The sequence below is a fragment of the Bacillus infantis genome, assembly GCF_050107595.1.
Classification (GTDB): Bacteria; Bacillota; Bacilli; order Bacillales; family Cytobacillaceae; genus Bacillus_AB; species Bacillus_AB infantis_C.
On sequence record NZ_JBNILH010000004.1, the window covers coordinates 432,486 to 454,043 of the forward strand.

Sequence of the window (21,558 nt, forward strand, 5' to 3'; positions counted from 1 at the left end):
GTCTAAGGGCATTTAGGTGGGAAAATCCTATGTTTTCTTCGATTTTCTCCCCTGATTGCAGTTGCGTATAATTATAAGCATATGTCGAAAAGGAATTACCTATTGCTCTTTTATTTATTGGATAGCCAAGTTAAGGAGCCAAAGCATTCCGCTATTCATGGGTTTACTTTATGGTTGGGCTCTTCTTTAATTATGCGGCTGGTAGTCTGTTATCAGCCATTTTCCATTGATCAGCTTATAAGTGACTACTAAGGTGAGGCTTCCATATAAGTCGGTGGTTTGATCCTGTTTTAATTGATAGGTGGTGCTGTTGATCTTTTGAACGGAAAATGGTGTTTGTTCTACAAAAAACACGGGTGAATCTTTTGGCACGGCATGCAGGCCGTCTGCTTTTTCTTTAAGGCGGTGGCTGAATATATCCTCAATTATCCCCCTGTCCATGATTCCGGTAAACTGTGCATAATAGTCTTCCTTTGTACGTAATGAGGTGTAAAGATGGTCGTTTGCTATATCCAAATCTTCTCCTTTACCCTTTACAGTTGCTTTGAATTGGACCAGCATTGCTTTGGCTTCTGATTCAGATAGAGCTGGAATTTCGCTCTCTTTTTCATCTTCCTTTGTATCCTGCTGGTTTTCTTTTTCTGTATTTTGCTCGGCAGTTTCTTTTTCTGTGTCTGCCTGTTCTTCTTTATCGGTTTGTTCTTCCTGGTTGCTGGTTTCTTCCTTGCTGCTTTCTTGTTCAGTCTGGTTATCTTTTTGTTCTATAGGCTCTTTGCTTGTTTCATTTTTGCCGGCCTCGGCATCCAGCCTGGCGATTTCCCCCTCGAGATAAGACAGATGTCCTTTTTCTGTTATGATCGAATCGACGATCTTCAGAAAATCCCCCTCGGACATAGATCCTTCTTTTTCAACGATTTGATAGAAGCCTTCGTCCTGCCAATACAGGGACGAGTGCTGTTCGGATTTGTGATAGGTGCTTCCCTGAAGGTCCGATGCTAACGGGATGCTGGTTATCTCTGCCCCGCCGGTATCGACTTTGGCTTTTTGCATGGTGTATGTGAAGTATTCTTCCTCGTTTCCTTCTTTGACGTATAGCTGCTGATACATCTCCCCATTGGTCTTTACGTGGACGGACACGTATCCTTCGGGTATGAATCCAGGTATAATCAATTCCGGTTTCTTGTCTGCAGCTGGCGGCTCTTCTTTTTCATGGCCAGCGTTCTGATCTGGCTCGTTCACGGTGGCCAGCTGGTAAACACCCGCTGAGGAAAGAAAAATGAATGCGGCTGTCAGGAGGACGGGAGCGAAGCGGCGCTTTGGTTCTTTTCTGGCCTTCCTGCTTCTGCTTTGTACGTGGTCCATCACGTTTTTCTTCATTTCTTCACTGAATGTGAAATCTGCCAGCTCGTCCTCATACATGTGGTTTTTCGCTTTTTGCATTTCCTTTTCCATCGTATCCTCTCCTTTCTGACATCGCTTCTTTCAGCAGTTTTTTTCCTCTGGCCACCCTTGCTTTCACCGTGTTCAGGTTGATTTTGCAGATGTCGCTGATTTCCTTTTGGGTGCATTCCTGAAAGTAATATAAATAGATGATTTCCCTGATCTTTACCGGAAGCTGGAAGACTTCCTCGAGTACCTCATCGCGCTCAGCTTTTTCCATCAGCTCCTTTTCAGGGCTGGATTGAAATACGGAGGTCACAAAATCTCCCACGACCATTTTTCGGTGATGCCAGCTTTTCAAATAGTCTTTGCAGTGGTTGACGGCGATTCTATAAAGCCAGGTCTGCAGACCTGATTTTCCTTGGAATGAGTTAAGATTTTCATAGCATTTTATAAAGATTTCCTGGGCCAGGTCTTCTGCTGTCTGGCGGTTCCTTACGTAGGAATACGCGAGATGGAGTACGTCTGTCCCATACTGGTCCATCAGTTCTGATATCGTATCATGCCGATCCATGCTGTTCCCCCTTTCCTGCAGTGCTTGGTTCTTATGTTTAGACGATTTGCGGGTGTGGAAGGTTATGTTTTTTTGTATTTTTATGGTACCAGGTAGCCTTCGTGGACACTTTCGGCAGTTTTATCTTTTTGTGGTACCAGGTAGCCTCTATGGACACTTTGGATACATTTGTCTTTTTATGATACCAGGTACGCGTGCTGTCATTACTGCCCGGTTTTTATAAATTTATCATAGTTTGCAGAGGATGGTTCTTTGAAGTGGGAGAGGATGTAGTCTGTGTGGATGAGCGGGTCTTTGTGCTTTTGAGTGTAGGTGCGGCAGCTGCTCCAGGGGTAATCTTCCGGGTTTTTGACGATTTTCGCTGCTACGGGGTTGAGGTGGATGTATTTGCTGACGTCCAGTTCGTATTTGCGGGAGTCGATCCATTCTGCACCGTAGCGGTTTTCGAAGACGTGACCATTGTAGCCATATTTCTTATTGAAGTACCTGGCATAGTTATAGTGGATCAATTGAATGATGGTGCCTGTCGGGGAGTCGATGGTTTCGATTTGGAGGTGGAGATGGTTGGTCATCAGGCAGTAGGCGTGGAGGGTAAATGGGTATTTCTTTTTGGTTTCTCTTAAAAGCTTTAAATATACCTGATAGTCGCCTGGGTCGTAGAACAGTGTGGATTTCCGGATTCCTCTGCTCGTGATATGGTATTTGGCGCCTGGGAACCAGTTGCGTTGTTTTCTGGGCAAATGTGTTCACTCCTTTGATTTTTTAATAGAGGAAGATGGTGCGCGGAGAAGGGGGTTAGGGAGGATTTCTACTTCGGTGGGGAATTTTCCTTCTTAATTATAAAAAATGAAAGAAGGATACTGCTGTTTGGGCAGTATCCTTCTTTTAGATAGTACCAGGTACAGTGAAAGGACATTTTGGCATGTGTTGTCCATGGAGGGTACCTGGTACCATGAAAAGACACTTATGGCTGTTTTGTCCACCGATGATACCTGGTACCATGAAAAGACACTCTGGCCTGTTTTGTCCACCTATGTTACCTGGTACCGTGAAAAGACACTTTTGGCCGTTATGTCCACGGATGGTACCTGGTACCGGATTTTGGTACCGAATTTTGTTATGGCTGAGGGAAGAGGTGTCCCCATTTTTGTTTGAGCAGTTCCAGGAGGAAGTTGGCCAGGTCCCGGAGTTTTTCTTTGATGCGCTCTTCTTTTTCATCTTTTATTGGAGAAGGAATTTCTTCCCCTTGCGAGTTGGTAAATAGGATATCTGAAGTGTCTACATGCTTGCCGACGCTCCATTTTTGTACGTTTTCGGCGCCTCTGATTTCAGCTATTTTGTCGCTGTCGATGAGAACTTCTTTGACTTCGGTTCCTGTGAAGTCAACAATGCTGTCATGGGCAGCCGATTTGATGATGACCTTAGTCTTCTTCAGGCCTTCCCCTTTAAGGGTGACGTTTTTCTTGACCCAGATGCCTTCTTTGATTTCAGAAGCAGCATCCATTATCACCAATGCATTTTTCTCGTTGACAGTAAGCTTTTTCGCTTTGTAGCCAACCAGGTTGTAGACTTTATCATATTTCGGTTCTTCCGGCTGTTCTGGTTCTTCCACTTCTGCCGGCTTAAGTGATGTCTGGATCAGCACTGGATCATGGTCGCTGGCACGGCCGTGTTCTTCCATGAAAGCAGAGTTGATATGGACGATGTCTACCTGTGTTCTGTCTGCCAGGTTATTGGATACAAGGATATGGTCCAGCACCTGGGCATTGCCCTGGTAAGAGTAAGAATAGCGTTCTTCGGCAGGGACTTTTTCGATCATATTGGTCAGTTCCTGGCCTTTCAGTGTCTGCAGCGGGTTCGAGAATTCAAAATCGTTGAAGTCGCCAAGCAGGACGATGTTGGCTTCAGGGTCATCTGCAAGTACGTCTTTTACAAAACCGTTCACAATAGCGGCAATCTTCATGCGCTGTACTTCGCTTCCAAGGACAGGCGGCTGATTTTTGCCGAACAGCGGCTGGTCTCCGCCTTTGGAGTTGAAGTGGTTCGCTACAACGATGACTTTTTCGCCATTGAATTCGAACTGGGCTGCAAGCGGCTTGCGGCTTGAGTCAAATGCCGGATCAGTCGGTTGAATACGGCCCGGGTTTAATGTAAGCTCGCCGTTTTCGAAATCTACAGATTCAGTTGCTGTTCCTTTTGTGCCAGGCACCAGGGAGACGCGGTCTGCTTTATATAGGAAGCCGACGCGGATGTTTCCGCCTGGTGCTCCGCCGTCCTGGTTATTGACTGGAGCAATATCTGTATAAGAATACTCAGGTCCGCCGAGCTCTTTGATTTTGGCAATCAGTGTTTCATAGCTTTGGCTGGCATCTGTATTTCCGCTGTCTGTCTGGCCGTCATTGTCCTGAACCTCAGTAAGGCCGACGATATCCGGCTGCTTCAGGTTTTGAACGATGGCTTCTGCCAGTCTTGTTACTTTTTCATCATCTGTCTTGGTTGAAAAGTTCTCTACATTGTAGGAAGCGATTGTGAGCTTGTCATCGACAGGCGTTATGTCTGTTGTTTCCCGCTTGTTATTGCCTTCCACAAATTCCGGGAGACTATTTTTTTCAACGATTACTTTATACCCGCTGAAGCCGTAGCTCACCACACCTGTGATGCTGCCATTGAAGCGGTCGCCCATTTTGGCAACAAAGTTTTCGTCATCAATATCAAGCGTGATTCTTTCCGGGTTAAAATCATCCTTTGTAATGCGAAGGCCGCCTTCGTCTGTGTTTGTTGGGACAGATTCAGGAACGACTGTCAGCTCGCCGTATTTCTGCGGCGCGACTACTTTAGGGTTGTCCACCTGGATCAGCATACCCTCCAGGCTTTCGAAAAAGTCGATCCCATCCTCTTCAGGATCGAATTCTGTCAATCCGTCATTATCAATGATTTCTGTTGGTATCTTGCGGTCTACGCCGATGTTCACCGGCTCCGGAAGCTCCTGGCTGCCTAGAGCAGTGACTGTTGTGGCTGCAATCTCCGTTACCGGCAGATCATTCTGCAGTCTGTCAGAGTAGCCTTCCATGACATATTCCTTCACCTGGCCGGATGCTTTGACAACATCGCCAAGCTTTACGCCATGGGCTTTTTTATACACAAGGATACCTTCTGACGTTTTATCATCTTCATCAGGCTGGAGGTCTTGCATGTAAAAATTATTGGAATCCAGTACTTTCACTACAATTCCTTCAATATCATTTACATTCTGGCCTTGATATGGAGAATAATGGCCTGCACCCTGGATGTCATGGATGCGGACATTTTCTTTTTGAATGATATAATCTAGGACTGCTGGCTTGCTGTCTTTCAAGCCTTCTTTTACACCAATGGCTTTGATGGTTGTATCTTTTGTAATCTCGATTGGTGCTTCATACAGCGTGCTGTCCTCAGTAGGTTCGGTGCCGTCAGTTGTATAGTAGATGGCCGCTCCTTCAGTGCCTGTTGAGAGTGTGACCTTGCCGCCTTCTTTGATCAGTCCTGGTGCCGGCGAGGCAACGATCGGCTGGACAGTCGTAGAGTCAGCAATGATATCCCCTGCGTTGCGCGGGATCAGCTGGTATACATCCCTGTAAGAGCCAAGGACTCCTGTAATAGAATCATAGGAAGTATTGATAGTAAGCAGTCCGGCATCCTCAGGGCGAATCTGGAAGGACACACCGTTTTCATCAACTGCTGTGTAGTTCCCGCCGCTGAATGACTGGACTTCAATATTTTTCAGAGTCAGCAAAGTGGCTTCTTTCTCTTCTTTCAGATCAGCAGCAGTTACTTCCTCTGCAGCTGGTACCTCTGCTTTTTCCAATACCTTTACATCGCTTGCTGCTACTTCAATCTCAAGGAGGGAATTGTAGTCTGTCAGTTTGCCGGAAGCTTTAACTGTATCACCCGGCTCAACATTCAGGCCATTCCCGTACAGCACGATGCCGCCGGTCTCATCCTGAATATAAGTGGCAGAGCCAAGAACAGCAGTTACTGTTCCTTCTGCAAAAACAGTGCTTTCAAGCGGAAGCGCTCTGACTTCGGAAATCGTCATCTGTTCTGCAATCGTATAGTCGAATTGTGACACTTCGCTATTGTCCAGGCCATCGGCTGAAGCAAAAGCTTTAATGGTTGCTGGTTCATTAATCGTGATAGGGCTGCTGTAAACAGGACTGCTTGCGTCCGGTGCAGAGCCATCAAGGGTATAGTGGATCACTGCATTTTGTGTAGCTGTCGAGAGTGTTACTTCGGTGCCTGCAGGAACAGCACCGGCTTCTGGTGAGGCAGTGACAGGTTTGACGGTTGTGGTGTCTTCTTCAATGATTGAAAAACTGGTTGGGCTTTTCAGTCCTGGGACCGAGAAGTAGGCTTGGAGTGCGCCTGTAATCTGGACTTTTTTGCCCAGGTTTTCCGGGTGGTCCACAAGGTTGAGGGCTGTGCGGATAGTGCCTGATGGAAGCTGCACCGGCAGAATTTTTGCCGGATTTGTTTCAGAGGCAGAATCAGCGATGCCCAGGTTGGTGGCCGAAGTGAATGGGGCTTCCTGGTCATAGTTTGTCCCTGATATTGCCGTCCCGACGATATACCCTTCCACTGTTGCCGTGCCGCTATTGCTGGCAATGGCTTCCGCAACCGAAATGGCATCGGCCGCTTTCGCAGTGGAGGATTGGAATGGAAAAACAAGGCTAAAGATTAGTGCAAAAATGAGTACAAGGCTGAACAATTTACGCTGTCGTATTCCCATCTTTTTGATCCTCTCCAGTATGAATTTTTTAGTAAGATGCTTAAGTCCCGGGCTGATAGCCCATAAGGCTGAAGACATCCTATTCCATCTACTAGTAAAGCACCCCGGAATTAGGGATTCAATAATATTTTGTAAATTTTGTGTAAATAGCGAAAAATGAGATTTTGGTACTATGAGCGGGGTGGGTAGAAGGTTGGGTGCTGCCCGGTGCCAGGTAGCCTAAAAAGACATTTTCCCCTCATTTGTCCACGGAGGGTACCTGGTACCATAAAAAGACACTTTCCTGCTTTTTGTCCTTTTATGGTGCCAGGTATCATAAAAAGACACTTTTACCTATTTGTCCACGGAGGGTGCCAGGTACAGATTTTTTGGCGCTTTTGCGACTCCCTGCTTTGATAATTCCCCTGATAACCAGTAGAATAGAGTCATCTATGGGGTAAGCGAGAAAGGCAATGGAGGCTTTGCGATGAGAGCACGCTATGAATTGAATGATATGAATCTGACATTGAGCAATGTCACTCTGAGGGATGCGGCTGAGAGTTATGTCCTGCTGAAGGCTTCCGATGAATCCGGCAATGAAGTGACTATCAAGATTTCACACGATCAGGCGGAGTATCTAGAATTGGAATTCAAGGATCTAAACAGGCGCCGGCATGGGCACAGACCAGCTGATGTCCGCAGGCAGGATCCTGTTGAAGAACCAAAAGAAGATCCAGCGGAAGAAGAATACAATTTATTCAATATGGATCTGTTTCCTGACGAATAAACAAAGAAACCCTCACAAAAGCCTTTGGAGCAAGGTTTTTGTGAGGGTTTCTTATTTTTACCTAAGCGGTGCCAGGTACCATCAAAAGACATTTTGCTACTTTTGTCCACGGATGGTACCTGGCACCGTAAAAAGACACTTTACCGCTTTCTGTCCACGAAGGCTACCTGGCACCGTAAAAAGACACTTTACCGCTTTTTGTCCACGGACGGTACCTGGTACCTAATATGCGGTACCTTTATGCAAACACCGCTACTGCAGTCCTTCTATCTCCATTCCTCTTACCGGCAGGGAGCTTTCTCCTGTGTCGAGGTAGGTGACGTTTACTTTGTCGTTTTCCTGAAGATAGATGCTCATCGGGCTGTTTTCTGATGATACGATATAGCCTTTTCCATCATTGAGCAGGAAGTAGACGGTTGTGTAGTCCCCGGTTTTTTCTTTATAAACCCGGACGACTGTGCCGCTGATCTGTTTTTCCTCGGCCTTGGAGCTGCCGTTGACGCTTCCGCCGCCGCGCTGCAGGGCTGTTTTATAAAGCTTAAGCGCCTGGTTTGGCGTGCTGGCATAGGCGGAGATTTCCGGATTTGCCGCTGACACGATAAAGTAATTCTGCAGGAATCCGTTTGCATCAAGCACCGGCGTCAGCCAGCTGGCTTCTCCGTAGAAGTTGTACAGGATCGGCATTTCACCGCTCCACTTTTTCTCGATGAATTTCTTTTCTATAATCTGCAGATTACCCTGTGAATCCATATAAGATTCTTCCAGATTGCCTGTGTAGAAGGTCGCTTCACCTGTTCTTGAGTTTGTCAGGGAATAGCCAAGCATGCTGTCCACCCCTTCTTTCGGCGAGGTGAAATCTGTGAAGTAATACATTTCCCCGTTTTCGTCGAAGATCGGGCTCACGTTCTCTTCTGTCCCTTCATCTGAAGGCAGCTTCACTTCAGATTTCCCGAAAACACTGTTCCAGAAGCCCTGGACATAATTTCCGTAATAGCTGTTCTGCAGGCTGACGGTTTCAGGTGATACCGCTCCATCGATGAACTCAGGCGCATCTGCCAGCTTATACGACTTTATTTTACCGTTTTGCGGATCGACCACAACGATGCCCTCTGCATTAAATCCGTTTCTGGCAGAGATAAACTCTCCATAGGTGCGGACATAATACGGCTTTCCGTTATCATCAACTTCTAGCTGCACGTCACCGTTGAATATCCTCTTCGGATAATTGTTCCGGATGTGGCGCTCAATGTTTTTGTTAAAATAAGACGAAGGCGTATAGGTCATCTTTTCCTTCATAAACTTAGGATTGGCATTGGAATCCGTAGCACTGATTGTAAAATAACCCGGCGTTTCGTCGCCCTTCATCCACTTGAAGAAACCGGAGAATTCCACTGGCGCAATATAGACATAATCGCCGTTCACCTTCTGGATCTGCAGGCTGCCGAGCTCATAATAACTCGTATCCGGCACCTGGCCAAATGCCTTTTTCATTTTATTGCGGGCAAATTTCGGCGGCACACTTGCCGGTGTTTTTTCTTCATCAAAAGCTTCGATTTCCGTCTTTACATCCATCTTCGCTGATTCATACTTTTCATCTGCGTTAAAAACGAACGCGGTCAAAAGGTAAATTCCGGCCAGCAGGGATACCAGGAACACAATGCTCTTAACAAGACGCTCCTTCCCTGCCGCCAAAAAGGCGCCGACACCTGAAGCCAGGATCAGTACCAGCCACACGGAAGAAAAATTCCGGTCCAGGTTGGTTAAATAGTAAAAACCGAATGCGGCAATAATTGAAATGACCGCCGCCACTGTCATGCCAACGGGGCTGAAGCTGCTTTTTTTCTCCTTCTTATCCTTTTTCCCGCTCCTCCCGCCTTGAAGCGGCACAAGCAGAACTGCAACCATCAGGCCGATTATAATCGAAAATATAAAAATGCTTCCCATATGCTTCCCCTTTCAGGAGTTAGTATTTCTTGATGCATAGTATGTATACGGATGAGGGGCGATAGGGTTTCGTTTTGTTAGGAAAAGGCTCAGCAGCTCATGTCACTTGCGTGAATTCCTCATTAGAGGCAGGCTTTTTTCCTTGAAGTCCTTTTTCCCCTGAACCTCCCTATTAAGCCGGAGCGATTCCTGGATATTTTCGTTATCAATCTCCAGTGGATTTCCATCAGGATCTCTTTCAAAGGTGGACATGGACTTTTCTAATTCTTTCTCATTGGTCTCCATTGCTGCTTTCAAGAGGCCTTTGAGCCTGGGAGCCTCAACTTTGCCTGAGGAGACCAAGTCATAAATACGTTTATATGCCGGGGCCATTGTCCGCTCTCTCAGCCCGAAAGTATACATAATAATACTGTACCTTTCAAACTCCTCCTCCATTTTTCGCAGAAAAGCCAGGTCGAAATAGCCTCTTTCTCTCGTAATCTCTCTTTGATAGCCTCCAACCGTATACACAATGTCCCTGATTTGGGAAGACTCTTCTATAATCACCTTCGTTAATACAAGAATTTCCTCTATGGCAGCCTCCAATTCGGGGTCTTCCCGCACTAGCTCTCCTTTATGCTGGCCCAGCAATTTCACCATTTGCTGATAAGGCTCCATATTCATATGCATCCTTGGAACAATGCCTGTAATAGTGTTATGCACCATGGTATTGTAGGAAATTAAATAGTAAGCAGCTTCCTCAACCTTTTCAGCCTCTGGTTCCTGGCCTGAAGCGTCTAAAAGCAAATACCCTGTGATTTTACCCAATAAAGTATTATACACCGTCAAAAAGTAATACTCTTTCCCGTCAAAATAGGCAAAATCCCACATATCCCATTTTTCGAGGAACTTCTTGTGCTTCTTGATGGTTTGGATATGCTGTTTTGTTGGTTTGACGTTGATCATTGGGGCACCTCCGGTTTCTGGGACTCGCGTCTTGTACCTATAATAATTCTTCTAATAGTTAGTACGTTATCATTCACGCAGAGTTTCCTAACTATCTCTTTTTACAACCAATGACCTAGATGTATCCGCATCTGAGAACCAAAGCCTGCTTCATTTAATACAGCATAATAATACGAACAGTAAGGGAGCCTTCTCTCCTGTTAGCCCCCAAACCCCCTGCTTTCCTAGCCCTCAATTTGTGACAGTCCCCAAACACTCAACTCATAAAAATACTCGGCTCTTTCAATGCATAAACCAAAACTAAAGTCTTCTGCAAGCAGGATAAAATCTCCATATCCAGCTGAAAACCTTGTTAATTCAACAATTTTATTGATGTGCCTAAATATAACATTAATCAAAACTGCTTCTATTTCATTTTCCCTAAAAAACAATAGCCTTCCCTGTTTTGGGATGACTTCAATACTATCAATAATCTTTTTTAACCATTGTATTGATTTTTGAATATGTTCTTCAAAGTTATCTCCTTGCAATTGAGTTTTATTTTTCCTTGTACTAAGCAGCGAAAATGCTTTCTTACAAAATACATCGTTACTTTCAATACCCAGAAATGGCTCCTCTTTAAGGTCCATAAAGTATATTTCTTTTATCAAATTATTCCTTCTGCTCTTCCTTTTTAAAATCTCCACTTTCGTGTTTCTTTCGTCACTCAAATTTGATCACCTTTCTCCTTAAATAATCGACAGGCACCCTTTTAACTATAAAAAAATAACCTTGATATTTTCTCAAGATTATCAATGAAAGCATATGATTTATCTACTTTCTACATAAATATCTGAATTAGTTTTTTGTGCCTTTTCTAGTACATTCATTAATAATTCTATTAGGTCCTTACCCTCACTAGTTATAAAATAATTAGATAAGCTTGTGATATCATTGCTAATATTAACTCCCCAAGGAGGTCTTTTAGATAAATCTTCTATGTCCCATATCACTTGTGATGGACCATACTTCTGTAAATTCTTTTTAATTATGTGTTGTAGTTTATTAATTTCAAATCACACTTATCTTCTACTGCCACATCCATTGCTGCATGTATCACTTCGAAAAATGTTTTACCATCGGATGTTGTAAAATAATTGGCTAGATTAGTTACTTTAGTACTTATTTTATCTCCCCATGGAGGCATTTTTGATATATCATCCTTCTCCCATATCACATCTGCTGGAGATTGTTTTGACAATTCTATTTCAATTTCAAATAATTCAGCCTTAACAACAGAGACATCTTCCCAATTTAGTTGCCATTATATAGCTCATTCATCAGAAAGGGGTATTTTGTCCCCCACCCTTCTTCTTCTAAATGATATGATATTGTCGAAAAAAATGAGTGTATAAAATCACTATGACCCAATTCATAGAAGAAACAATCTGCTAAGATTCCTGCCGTCATTATATATACCGCCTCTATTGGATGTTTTTATCATACAGCTCATTGATCTTTTTTTCATTCTCATCGTAGCCTTGTTCAATCATATCCATTAGAACCTTTTCAATTTCGTTAAAAGTTTCCTTTTGACCTCTGTAGTATTTGTTCCTAATATCAACTACTTTTGTATTTTGGCTTCCGGTGATTTTGCCTTCAATTTGCAAAGCGTTCAGAGCTGAAATTATTCTATATTCTTCAAACGTTTGATTGAAAATCCAATCGTTTGATATAGAAAGAAGCTCATCTTTTTGCCGGATATTATTTTGAACATTTTTCCCTGTTTCATCTACATACCATTTAATCCACTTTCCTGCTTCCTCAATAGCCTTTTCCAGCTCATTATCCAGCTGTTCCTGGCTTTTGACATTTTGATATGTACCGCCAGCGGCCTTTGCGACTTCTTCCAGCTGCTGCTGGTCTTTACCGTTTACGTCGAATCCGATAATATTGACAACTGGTGCCACTCCTGAGTCTTTTAAACTTGCTGCCGCCTCGACCGGATTGCCATCGCAGGTTTCTATTCCATCGCTCACCACATAAACAATATTCTTGTTCTTTTCCCCTTTATAAGCTTCCAGGTCCTTTTGGGCTTCCATCAGTGATTGGGCCAGCGGAGTCCATCCTGCGGGCTTAAATTTATTCAAAGCTTTACTTAATTCCGCCTCATTATATGGCTGAGGGGCGTATACAAGCTCATTGGATGCACAGGACATTTTTTTATCAGCATCCGAACCTGTTCCTTTATGGCCATACACCCTTAATCCGACATTTGCTTCTTCAGGGAGTGCGGATGCAAATTTCTTTATCGACGCTTTTGCCAGCTCCATACGCGTTTGAGATCCCATTTTATTTGCCATGCTCCCGCTGGAGTCCAATATGATTTCAACATTAAAGCTTCCCTTCTCTTCGGAACTTCCTTCTGATTCCGGCCCGCTTACTGTTATAGAAGCAATAGCCTCCCTCGGATCACGGTACTCTTTTCTAAAAAGAGAATACAAGTAAGCAAACAGGTCATTTAACTCCTCTTCGGAAGCCTCTTCCGGAAGCTCAGGAACCTCGCTCAAGGCTTGCTGCACCTCTGGGTCATCAATCTTTGTATCTTCATCAGTAAATGGACCTTTTGGAGAGCTGATGATTTCCTCCAGACTGGCTGGGATTTTTTTGTTTTCCGCTAGATTTATTTGTTCCTTAGCGTCTTCAGCGTCTTCAGATTCGCCGACTTGCCCGGTAGCCGCTGCATCGTTGCTTTTTGGCTGTTTTGGTTCTATGTTATTCCCACTTTCTTCTGAACATGCTGTGATGACGAATATAGAAATAAACAGAATAATGAGTTTTTTCGTGAATTGACCCATCCTAGATCCTCCAGAATTTTTTGTGTTTTTTACCTTTTAATCCTGCTGCTATAAATTCGGCTATACTTATGTAAATCCTACTCGGAGAACTGCCTTCTGTCGGTTCAGTTGCTCAAGTAAGATTAACTTTGTATTATCATACTAAAACACTGGCAGCGTAATGTTTAAGCTTTACAAGTTCATATCATACAAAACAAGCTTATCAGTCTTTATCTCAACAATTGTACCAACCGGGCAGGGCGCTCCCTCTATCTCAAGAGCGACAATACTTGACCCCATTCTAAAATTACAGATTCCGTAATCGTATATTGCTTCAACTTCACAAACCATGATAGTTTGGCCATTCTCAGTTTTAAGGCTGAATGGCTCCTTTTCGCTCTTAATAACATTTTTTCCCCATACTGCTTTATCCGATATTTCTATTTCAACAAAGTACTCCCGGCCTTCAATTGGTGACCCTTCTGGCCAGCGGGCTTGTCCATTGCCATATTCGGAGGAAAAACTTATTGTGCTGTGGCTGTTGCCTAGTCCTTCTATACTAATGATCTTAATTTTCATGGAATACTCCTCGATTGAACTTGATATAAAATAGACAGATCATACGATTTTCAAATCTTCGGATTCATCAGCAGCCTATAAAGCTCTTCCTTATTATCCAGCTCATCCACTGGAGTATCTTCCTTCACCATTTTCCTGACGTTTAGTAAAGAAAGCCCAATCCACGCCGTCTTAAAAAATTGTCTTGATTATTGTTAAATTACCTTACAATGCACTCAGGATTAAAATTTACGAATACCGAATTTGTCCCATCATCCATCATTCTTTTTAACTCTTTTCCTAGCGAATAATTAGTATTAGCTTTTGTTTCTAACACACAGACTATGTTCCCGCCTTCACCTTGCGCAAGACAGGTGAGTTGTAAGTAATCAGAATTATCATATATAGAAGATACAAGATAATCATAGAATTTCTCTTTACAATTATTCACTCTATAAACCCTTACTATATTTCCACTCCAAATTTTAGTGTCATCTGAAACTTCTCTATAGGTATCCAATCACCTTTGGGCATCCTATTGCATCCTTCCTATTAAGACTTCCAGTTGCATTGGCAGGTTTCATCTTATCTTTCTTTTCGAATGCTGTGAATCCACCGTTTATGAATGCTTCCATTAAAGAAAACATTCCAGCTCCTTAAGGATAGCTGAATGGGCAACGTCACACTGCCGTTACAGTCACTTGGGATTCATCAGCAGCCTATAAAGCTCTTCCTTATTATCCAGCTCATCCACCGGCTTATCTTCCTTCACCATTTCCCTGAGCTCAGGCATCTCCCTCCCTGTTTCAGAATCGCTGCTCAGCATATGAGGTTCATTTCTTATGAACCAGATATAATCCAGAAGGAGTGATGGCTTTTTGAAAAATACGGTATGTAAGTAGGCTAAAATCTCCTTCCGGTCTCCTTCTGTCTTTAGCTGCTCATCATTTTTGCGGACGGCCGCCCTTACCATTTCCACCACACAGGCCCTTACTTGCTGCTGGGTTTCCTCTGTTACGATCTCTGTATCATTGGCCTCTACTATCAGATCTGTCCCTTTTTCGACGCTGTTAAAAATGATATCCTGTTCCTGCCTTAATCTTTTGGCAGAATCCAGGCAGCGGCTTATGCTTTCCACGATCTCTGGAGGGGCAGTAGATTGAAGCTTTCTTTTCAGCGATGTGAGGACTTTTTCCCACCTTCGGTATAGTTTGGCTGAAGGAGACAGCGCCCACTCCGCTCCGGCTGTGACTATAGTTGAGCCTGCGGTCTTATAGACATGAACAATGAGAGTTGCTCTTTTCACTTCTTCGTAAGGAGGGACAGAGCCATCCTCCCTGATATAGAGGTCCTGAAGGGTTGGATAGTAGCTTATTGCGTAGTATTTTTGGCCATTATAGTGGAACTTTGAAGGCAGGCAGTCGATCCTGTTGCTGGAAGGGTCATATTCTTTGGCTACTTTTTTGATATGGTCTGGCAGTTTTTTATAGTCGAGCATAGCTGATGACCTCCTTCCTAAATTTTTTCAGTGTTCTCTTTCTCTGTTTAATCTCTGGTTCCCCAGCCGATTTACATGTTCCATATTTTTACACATTCCTATTATACATAAAAAAAGAGAGCATCTTATAAAAAGATAACTCTCTGGCTCTATTAATTTGTCCTATTTCTAATAGAATGCAGGATGTTGACGAATGCACTCCCTCTCTTGCTTTTCCGGATCTCAGCTTTTTTCACTTCGTTCCGGTATGCCGCCAATTGCGGGACAACAAGGTTATGTTTCTTTAAATCCTTTAGAATAATGTCCATACTTTTCGAGGTTTTGATATTGCTTTTAACAAAGTCGGAGGTCCTGTCAAGGTCCGCTTTCTTCTTTGTCAGCTCCCTGGCTGCATCCCTGATTGCCGCTTCCGCATTAGCATACTGTTTTTCACGGTAAAATTCATCGGCTATTGCCTGGTACTTGCCCAGTGCCTCTGCGGCCAGGCCGGCATCTATCTTACCGCCGGTCAGCCGGGCAGACTGGACTTCCTTATTGACCAGAGGCAGGGCTTTCAGCGCATCCTTGCCATTGGAAAGCTTTTTGTCCATTTCCAGCCGGGCTGCTTCTGCCTTTTTCTTAAAAGGGTCGGCTATAGCTTCACCTCTAGGCTTTTCTGCTCCGGTTCCATTTTCTTTGCCGTTTTTAGGTTCACTTCCGGTGCCGGCTTCAGTCCCGCTTTCGGTCCCGCTGCCAGCGCCCGCTTCGGTTCCATTTTCAGTTCCACTTCCGGTGCCGGCTTCGGTCCCATTTTCAGTTCCACTTCCAGTGCCGGCTTCGGTCCCGCTTTCGGTCCCACTGCCATTGCCCGCTTCGGTTCCATTTTCAGTTCCACTTCCGGGGCCGGCTTCAGTCCCGCTTTCGGTTCCACTGCCAGCGCCCGCTTCGGTTCCACTTCCGGGGCCGGCTTCGGTCCCGCTGCCAGGGCCCGCTTCGGTTCCATTTTCGGTTCCATCCCCGGTGCCAGGCACCACTTCATCGGTACGTGGCGCAGGGGGCTGAGGAGCTGGCTCTTTATAGACGGCATAGTTTACCAGCCCGTACCCGTACAGACTATCCACTCCTGCTGGACCTAGGTCTTCGGTGTACTTTTTAAGCTCTTCCCTTAACTGCGGCTGGGTCATAGCTGGGTTTTTCTGTTTGACGAGTGCCAGAATCCCGGCAGCATGCGGGGCTGCCTGGGAAGTGCCGCTCATTAGGGCGTACTTGTTATTAAGGTAAGTGCTGGCAATCCCGGTGCCGGGTGCTGTCACATCTACCTCAGGCCCCCTTGAAGAATAAGGAGCAAGGTTTTTATTTTGGTCAATGGATGAAACAGCAATACTGCTTTCGTATTTTGCCGGATAATTAACTGGACCGCTGTCATTGCCGGCTGAAGCCACTACCAGTATTCCAGAATCAGAGGCCTTGTCTATCATTGATTTCATGGCTGGTGAACCTGCAGGTGATCCTAAGCTTAAATTCACGATATCCATATGATTCTGGATTGCCCAATCGAGGCCTTCCAGCAGATCCTGAAGATTTCCTTCGCCGGATGCGTTGATCGTCTTCACGGCATAAATAAGAGACCCAGGCGCTACACCAACCATTCCAGCCCCGTTGCGCTTTGCCCCTATGATGCCTGCTACATGGGTTCCATGACCATTATCATCTGTATAGGAAGATGTATAATCGACGGTTGAGATGCCGCCTGCAATAGTAAGCTCTGCATGGGGTGCTATACCTGAGTCAACTACTGCAATTTTAACACCGGTTCCGTCTATCCCCTCTGCAAAAGAAGCAGCATACGGATTCACCGTCTGGAATCCCCATTGCGATTCTTCAAAGGGGATTTCCTTTGTCACTTCCCCTGTTATCCTAAGGGTTACATCCTTTTCAATAGATACAACGTCTGGATCCTTTTTCAGCTGAAGGATGTCTTTATCTGTAAGACTTGCCGAGATTGCAGGAATCGATTTAAATTCGTGCACGATTTCGCTGCTTTCTTCTTTGATTTTATCTTTGCCATCTTTATTTTTGTAGATAATGATAACATCCTGATCTTTCTCTTCTGCTGAAGCATTGTGGGGAATCAGTACAGCTGCTGCCAATCCTGCTGCAGCCAGCTTTAAGTAAAACTTATTGCCTCTATTCCCTTGCTGCCGAAACGGGGTGAAATACATGGGAAACCCTCCATCAATATTATTTTCCCTAATACAAGTGACATGAGTTACTGATATTATCGGAGCGCGGTTTAGAAAGTTTACTAGAGTCAGAAAAAAACTTCATTGATGATTTACATAACAACTTCGAAAAAGAAAAAGGCAGAGCTTGGCGCCCTGCCTTTTCTTTATAATAGTGTCCTCTCCATACACACAAAAATATGAGAGTGTCTTTTTATGGTACCTGGTACCGGCTTATTTATTCAGCAGATAAATAACTTTAGCTGCTTGGGCGCGGCTTGCTTTGCTGCCTGGTTTGTATTGTTTGCCGTAGCCTTTGATGAAGCCCAGTTCTGCTGCTTTTTCGATGGCTGCTTTTGTTTCAGGAGCCAGTTTGCCGATGTCTGTGAAGCTGGCTGCTCCTGATTTGGCTGCTTCATTATTGATTTCGTATGCACGGACGAGCATTGCTGCCATTTGTGCACGTGTGATCGGTTTGTTCGGTTCGAACGTTTTCGCAGTTACCCCTGTTGTGATTCCTGCTTCGTAGGCTGCTGCCACTTCTTTGGCAAGTTCGCCGGATACATCCTTGAAAGGTGCGTCAGCTTTTGCTGTAAGGCCCAGTGAACGGACAAGCAGGCTCGCGAATTGGCCGCGTGTAATGTTTGCTGAAGGAGCAAAGGTTGTAGGCGTTTTTCCTTTTACAATGCCCTTCTTCGCAAGTCCATAAATATATTCGCTTGCCCAGAAATCAGCAGGAACATCTTTGAATGCCGGTACTTCGACTTCTCCGCCTTCGCCGTTGTCTCCGCCATTGCCGTTATCGCTGGTTTTTCCAAGCTCGATTTTAAAGACGCCGAACCCTTTTTCATCTGTTTTTCCAGTATAGGTGATGCCTTCTGTCTTCTCTGCAAGCCCAGCCGCTTTTGGATTGGACAGGAATGTTACATTTGCTTTTACCGGTGTGAATGACCAGTTGTTGTTGACGGATGCGTCAATGGTTTTGTTTTCTTTTACATAGTCCATCATAGCCTGGCGGTTTGAATCCGGCGCCTTCAGGACTGTGTTCACTCCGCCCGGGTTCATCAGATTGCTTCCGGCCGCGCGGTAGTCGTTCGTGGCAATGATGAATTCCATATCGTCAGTGACTGGCTTGCCTTCGAACTTCAGGTTCTTGATGCGGTTGGCATCAGCGTTGATCAGATTCTGTCCTCTATCATACTTAGGCTTTGAAGTGACATCGACCTCATAAGTCACACCATCGATTACATCGAAGTTATAGGTAGGGAACTCACTGTTAATCAGTGACTGTTCCTCTGTTTTGGACGGGTCGATTGTGTTGAATTGGCCTGCAGACCACTCGAGCCATGCTTTCAGCTTAGCTCCGTCTACTTTCACTGCATTGACTACGTTATTATCGAAAAGATACAAATCGGCAATATTTTTCAGAACAATTGTGCCTGACTTGACGTCAGTGTAATCATCAACGCCGCCGCGGCCCGCTTTGAATGGAGCTGCTGCAGAAAGGACAGGAAGTTTTTCATGCTCAGTGCCTTTCAGTGCATTTTCCACATACCACTTCTGGGCCCTGTTCAGGATTTCCATTGCTGCATTGTCCTGTACAAGTCCGAAATATGTGTTAAGGTCGCCTTTCAGTTCCCCAACCGGTGTTTCCATATATTTAATGGTCGCTTCATGCTCAGCTTTAACCGCTTCGATGATTTCAGCATCTTCCTTGACCGACTGGTCACCGACTGTGATAGGCTCTAATTCAGCTTTTCCTTCAGTCACATCCCACTCGCCTTCAACCTTTTCAATCTTCAGGTCGATCGTTCCGATATTATTGCCCCATGAACCAGGCATTAGAGTCGGAACTCCGTTGATGGTGCCGTTTGTGTTATCAATTCCGTTGCCGTCTGCAAATGAAGGCTTGGCAGCGTTCGGGAACATTAAGTGCTGGTGCCCTGTCAGGATAGCGTCAATGCCTTCGACTTTACTCAGGTAGTAAGCAGCATTCTCCATGCCTTCTGTATACTCTTTCATTTTCTTATCCTGATCGTATTCTGCAATGCCGGAGTGAGAGAGGACAACTACGATGTCAGCTCCCGCTTCTTTCATTTGCGGTACTACCTTCTCAGCTGATTTGACGATATCTTCTACAACCACTTTGCCGGTAAGGTGCTTGGCATCCCAGTTCAGGATCCCATCAGGAACAAACCCTGTGACGCCCACTTTAATTGTATGTTCTTCTCCATCCGTATCCTTCACTTTACGCTCAAGGATCTCATAAGGAGTAAAAAAGTTATTTCCTTCTGTATCATAAACATTGGCATTTACATATGGGAACTCTGCGCCTTTTAAAGCGCTGTCAAGAAAGTCCAGGCCATAGTTGAATTCATGGTTTCCGACAGTTGCAGCATCATAGCCTAATAGATTCATAGCTTTATAGGCAGGATGCACATAGCCATCCTTCATCAGGTTATTGTCAGCGACATAAGACCCGAGCGGGCTTCCCTGGAGAAGATCTCCGTTATCAAATAACAGGCTGTTGTCAGCTTCTGAGCGGGCTTGCTTAATAAGAGTAGCAGCCTTCGCCAAGCCGAATGCATTCGTAGATGAACCTTTATAGTAGTCGTAGTTCATAATATTCGTGTGAATATCTGTTGTTTCAACTATACGCAGGTTAACAATATCTTCATTCATAACATCTGCATAAGTAATCGTTGGAGCGACTTGCGGAACAATCAAACCTAAAGCTAATGCGGCACTTGCTACTGCTTTCTTGCCAAACTTCTTTTTCAACGTGATTCCCCCTTAGTTTCCCTTAACAAACAATAAAATAATAGCATGTAAAAGATTCAAAATCTATTACTTTTAAAGAAAATTATTTGAATTCAGAACATATGGAAATAATATTTACCTTATGTTTACATTTGCAGGTATCCTTTTTACTGGGTACCAGGCAGGGGCAATGGACATGTATAGCAAATTTGTTCTTCTGTGAAGGACAGTGTGCTTAGGGTAGCCGAAACGGCCCGTCAGAGCGCTAGTATGAATCTTTCAGGATTTTCTCCATAACAGGAAGTATACGCTTGGTACCTGGCACCGGGAGAGGCAACGGGAGATTGGAGGTTGATTATTTTGTTCGTCTTTCACTTTTTATATAAAGGAGGTTAGAGAGATGGAAGAATTATTTTTGTTTCCTGCACAAGTTGAAATGCCGAATCCATTAATGGAACATCTTCCAATGGGGGTTGCGATGATCAATGCTCATCTGCTTTGGCCGGACACTTTTCGGGGCCTTGGAAATGTAACGGCTGTGATTGATTCCGGCTGCGATATCGCACACCCTGATTTAAAGGAGAATATTATTGGAGTCTATAATTTTACGGACGATGATGGAGGAGATCCCGGGAATGTGACTGATTATGCCGGTCACGGGACGCATGTTTCAGGCATCATTGCTGCCAGACAAACTCCGGATGGATTTACCGGAGTTGCCCCAGAGAGTAAATTGCTCATACTAAAGGTGATCAATAAAGATGGACAGGGAAGCTACGAACATCTAAACCGCGCGTTGGAATATGTGCGGGACTGGAATGGCCCATCCAATGAAAGGGTTTCTGTCATCAATCTCTCACTGGGCGGCATGAAGGAAAACTATGACTTGCATGATCAATTAAGAAAGCTCAATATGATGGGCATCATAACGGTCTGCTCATCCGGAAATTATGGGGACGGCGATCCGGATACAAATGAAGTCATGTTTCCGGCCAATTATAAAGAAGTCCTTCAAATCGGGGCTGTTGATTTTAAAGGAAGTCTTCTGCCATTTTCTAATTCAAATTATAATGTCGATTTTGTTGCTCCCGGCTATAAAATCCTATCCACCTACCCTAATGCTTCCTATCGCGAGATGACTGGGACTTCAATGGCAGCCCCGCATGTTGCCGGATTGATCGCCCTGGCATTGAATCGCATAAACAGAAGCGAGCCTGAATTAATCAACTCAAGGATTTACAATTATTTAATCAGGAATTCCAAGAAACTTGGCTACCCATTCAATAGTGAAGGCTTTGGCCTGGTGCGAATCAACAATGGTAAAGCATAACCAGGCAGCAAGCAGATTTCT

At 44.6% G+C, this 21,558-nt stretch carries 16 protein-coding genes and 1 pseudogene; 2 read left to right on the top strand and 15 right to left on the bottom strand.

Annotated elements, in window-relative coordinates; genetic code table 11:
• Positions 1–186: 186 nt before the first annotated feature.
• The 4 genes from ACQCVH_RS11330 to ACQCVH_RS11345 form a co-directional block, all read right to left on the bottom strand.
• Positions 187–1,452 (bottom strand): hypothetical protein, encoded by a 1,266-nt coding sequence (locus ACQCVH_RS11330; protein ID WP_426835765.1) that lies wholly within the window; start codon positions 1,450–1,452, stop codon positions 187–189.
• On the bottom strand, positions 1,412–1,954 hold the full coding sequence (locus tag ACQCVH_RS11335) for a sigma-70 family RNA polymerase sigma factor (RefSeq protein WP_426835766.1): 543 nt from the start codon (positions 1,952–1,954) through the stop codon (positions 1,412–1,414). The genes ACQCVH_RS11330 and ACQCVH_RS11335 overlap by 41 nt, the downstream gene beginning before the upstream one ends.
• A 203-nt stretch (positions 1,955–2,157) precedes the next feature.
• Positions 2,158–2,694 (bottom strand): transposase, encoded by a 537-nt coding sequence (locus ACQCVH_RS11340; RefSeq protein WP_426835767.1) that lies wholly within the window; start codon positions 2,692–2,694, stop codon positions 2,158–2,160.
• 377 nt (positions 2,695–3,071) lie between these two features.
• Complete coding sequence (locus ACQCVH_RS11345; protein ID WP_426835768.1) at positions 3,072–6,719, bottom strand: chitobiase/beta-hexosaminidase C-terminal domain-containing protein; 3,648 nt, start codon at positions 6,717–6,719, stop codon at positions 3,072–3,074.
• Between the two features lie 466 nt (positions 6,720–7,185).
• Here ACQCVH_RS11345 and ACQCVH_RS11350 point away from each other — a divergent pair, with 466 nt between their 5' ends.
• The gene (locus tag ACQCVH_RS11350) at positions 7,186–7,485 is read left to right on the top strand and encodes a hypothetical protein (protein WP_426835769.1); all 300 of its coding nucleotides are present in this window, start codon (positions 7,186–7,188) and stop codon (positions 7,483–7,485) included.
• A 252-nt stretch (positions 7,486–7,737) separates the two neighbouring features.
• On the opposite strand, the gene ACQCVH_RS11355 is transcribed toward ACQCVH_RS11350, so the two are convergent.
• The 11 genes and pseudogenes from ACQCVH_RS11355 to ACQCVH_RS11405 all read right to left on the bottom strand — a co-directional run bounded on the left by ACQCVH_RS11355 (position 7,738) and on the right by ACQCVH_RS11405 (position 20,228).
• Positions 7,738–9,429 (bottom strand): hypothetical protein, encoded by a 1,692-nt coding sequence (locus ACQCVH_RS11355; protein ID WP_426835770.1) that lies wholly within the window; start codon positions 9,427–9,429, stop codon positions 7,738–7,740.
• 102 nt (positions 9,430–9,531) lie between these two features.
• Complete coding sequence (locus ACQCVH_RS11360; protein WP_426835771.1) at positions 9,532–10,374, bottom strand: hypothetical protein; 843 nt, start codon at positions 10,372–10,374, stop codon at positions 9,532–9,534.
• Between the two features lie 224 nt (positions 10,375–10,598).
• Positions 10,599–11,084 (bottom strand): YxiF family protein, encoded by a 486-nt coding sequence (locus ACQCVH_RS11365; RefSeq protein WP_426835772.1) that lies wholly within the window; start codon positions 11,082–11,084, stop codon positions 10,599–10,601.
• 99 nt (positions 11,085–11,183) lie between these two features.
• Positions 11,184–11,366: an Imm70 family immunity protein gene (locus ACQCVH_RS11370; RefSeq protein WP_426835773.1), complete on the bottom strand. Its 183-nt coding sequence runs from the start codon at positions 11,364–11,366 to the stop codon at positions 11,184–11,186.
• A 35-nt stretch (positions 11,367–11,401) separates the two neighbouring features.
• Positions 11,402–11,823, bottom strand: a pseudogene (locus ACQCVH_RS11375) (immunity 70 family protein).
• Between the two features lie 14 nt (positions 11,824–11,837).
• On the bottom strand, positions 11,838–13,211 hold the full coding sequence (locus ACQCVH_RS11380; protein ID WP_426835774.1) for a VWA domain-containing protein: 1,374 nt from the start codon (positions 13,209–13,211) through the stop codon (positions 11,838–11,840).
• Positions 13,212–13,382: 171 nt separating this feature from the next.
• Complete coding sequence (locus ACQCVH_RS11385; RefSeq protein ID WP_426835775.1) at positions 13,383–13,769, bottom strand: hypothetical protein; 387 nt, start codon at positions 13,767–13,769, stop codon at positions 13,383–13,385.
• A 199-nt stretch (positions 13,770–13,968) separates the two neighbouring features.
• Entirely contained in the window at positions 13,969–14,268 is a 300-nt protein-coding gene (locus ACQCVH_RS11390) for a hypothetical protein (protein ID WP_426835776.1), read from the bottom strand.
• A 177-nt stretch (positions 14,269–14,445) separates the two neighbouring features.
• Positions 14,446–15,246, bottom strand: a complete 801-nt coding sequence (locus ACQCVH_RS11395) for a hypothetical protein (protein ID WP_426835777.1) — start codon at positions 15,244–15,246, stop codon at positions 14,446–14,448.
• 152 nt (positions 15,247–15,398) lie between these two features.
• Positions 15,399–17,447 carry a S8 family serine peptidase gene (locus tag ACQCVH_RS11400; protein WP_426835778.1) on the bottom strand — a complete coding sequence of 683 codons (2,049 nt, stop codon included), beginning with the start codon at positions 17,445–17,447 and terminating at the stop codon, positions 15,399–15,401.
• 234 nt (positions 17,448–17,681) lie between these two features.
• Positions 17,682–20,228: a bifunctional 2',3'-cyclic-nucleotide 2'-phosphodiesterase/3'-nucleotidase gene (locus ACQCVH_RS11405; RefSeq protein ID WP_426835779.1), complete on the bottom strand. Its 2,547-nt coding sequence runs from the start codon at positions 20,226–20,228 to the stop codon at positions 17,682–17,684.
• A 379-nt stretch (positions 20,229–20,607) separates the two neighbouring features.
• Between ACQCVH_RS11405 and ACQCVH_RS11410 the strand changes: the two genes are divergently transcribed.
• Positions 20,608–21,537 (top strand): S8 family peptidase, encoded by a 930-nt coding sequence (locus ACQCVH_RS11410; RefSeq protein ID WP_426835780.1) that lies wholly within the window; start codon positions 20,608–20,610, stop codon positions 21,535–21,537.
• The last annotated feature ends 21 nt before the right edge of the window (positions 21,538–21,558 follow it).

Excerpts from the sequence above, each read along its gene's own strand:
- ACQCVH_RS11410 (WP_426835780.1), top strand. The coding sequence starts at position 20,608 with ATGGAAGAATTATTTTTGTTTCCTGCACAAGTTGAAATGCCGAATCCA.
- ACQCVH_RS11335 (WP_426835766.1), bottom strand. The coding sequence starts at position 1,954 with ATGGATCGGCATGATACGATATCAGAACTGATGGACCAGTATGGGACA.
- ACQCVH_RS11330 (WP_426835765.1), bottom strand. The coding sequence starts at position 1,452 with ATGGAAAAGGAAATGCAAAAAGCGAAAAACCACATGTATGAGGACGAG.
- ACQCVH_RS11355 (WP_426835770.1), bottom strand. The coding sequence starts at position 9,429 with ATGGGAAGCATTTTTATATTTTCGATTATAATCGGCCTGATGGTTGCA.
- ACQCVH_RS11360 (WP_426835771.1), bottom strand. The coding sequence starts at position 10,374 with ATGATCAACGTCAAACCAACAAAACAGCATATCCAAACCATCAAGAAG.
- ACQCVH_RS11395 (WP_426835777.1), bottom strand. The coding sequence starts at position 15,246 with ATGCTCGACTATAAAAAACTGCCAGACCATATCAAAAAAGTAGCCAAA.
- ACQCVH_RS11345 (WP_426835768.1), bottom strand. The coding sequence starts at position 6,719 with ATGGGAATACGACAGCGTAAATTGTTCAGCCTTGTACTCATTTTTGCA.
- ACQCVH_RS11400 (WP_426835778.1), bottom strand. The coding sequence starts at position 17,447 with ATGTATTTCACCCCGTTTCGGCAGCAAGGGAATAGAGGCAATAAGTTT.
- ACQCVH_RS11385 (WP_426835775.1), bottom strand. The coding sequence starts at position 13,769 with ATGAAAATTAAGATCATTAGTATAGAAGGACTAGGCAACAGCCACAGC.
- ACQCVH_RS11350 (WP_426835769.1), top strand. The coding sequence starts at position 7,186 with ATGAGAGCACGCTATGAATTGAATGATATGAATCTGACATTGAGCAAT.
- ACQCVH_RS11380 (WP_426835774.1), bottom strand. The coding sequence starts at position 13,211 with ATGGGTCAATTCACGAAAAAACTCATTATTCTGTTTATTTCTATATTC.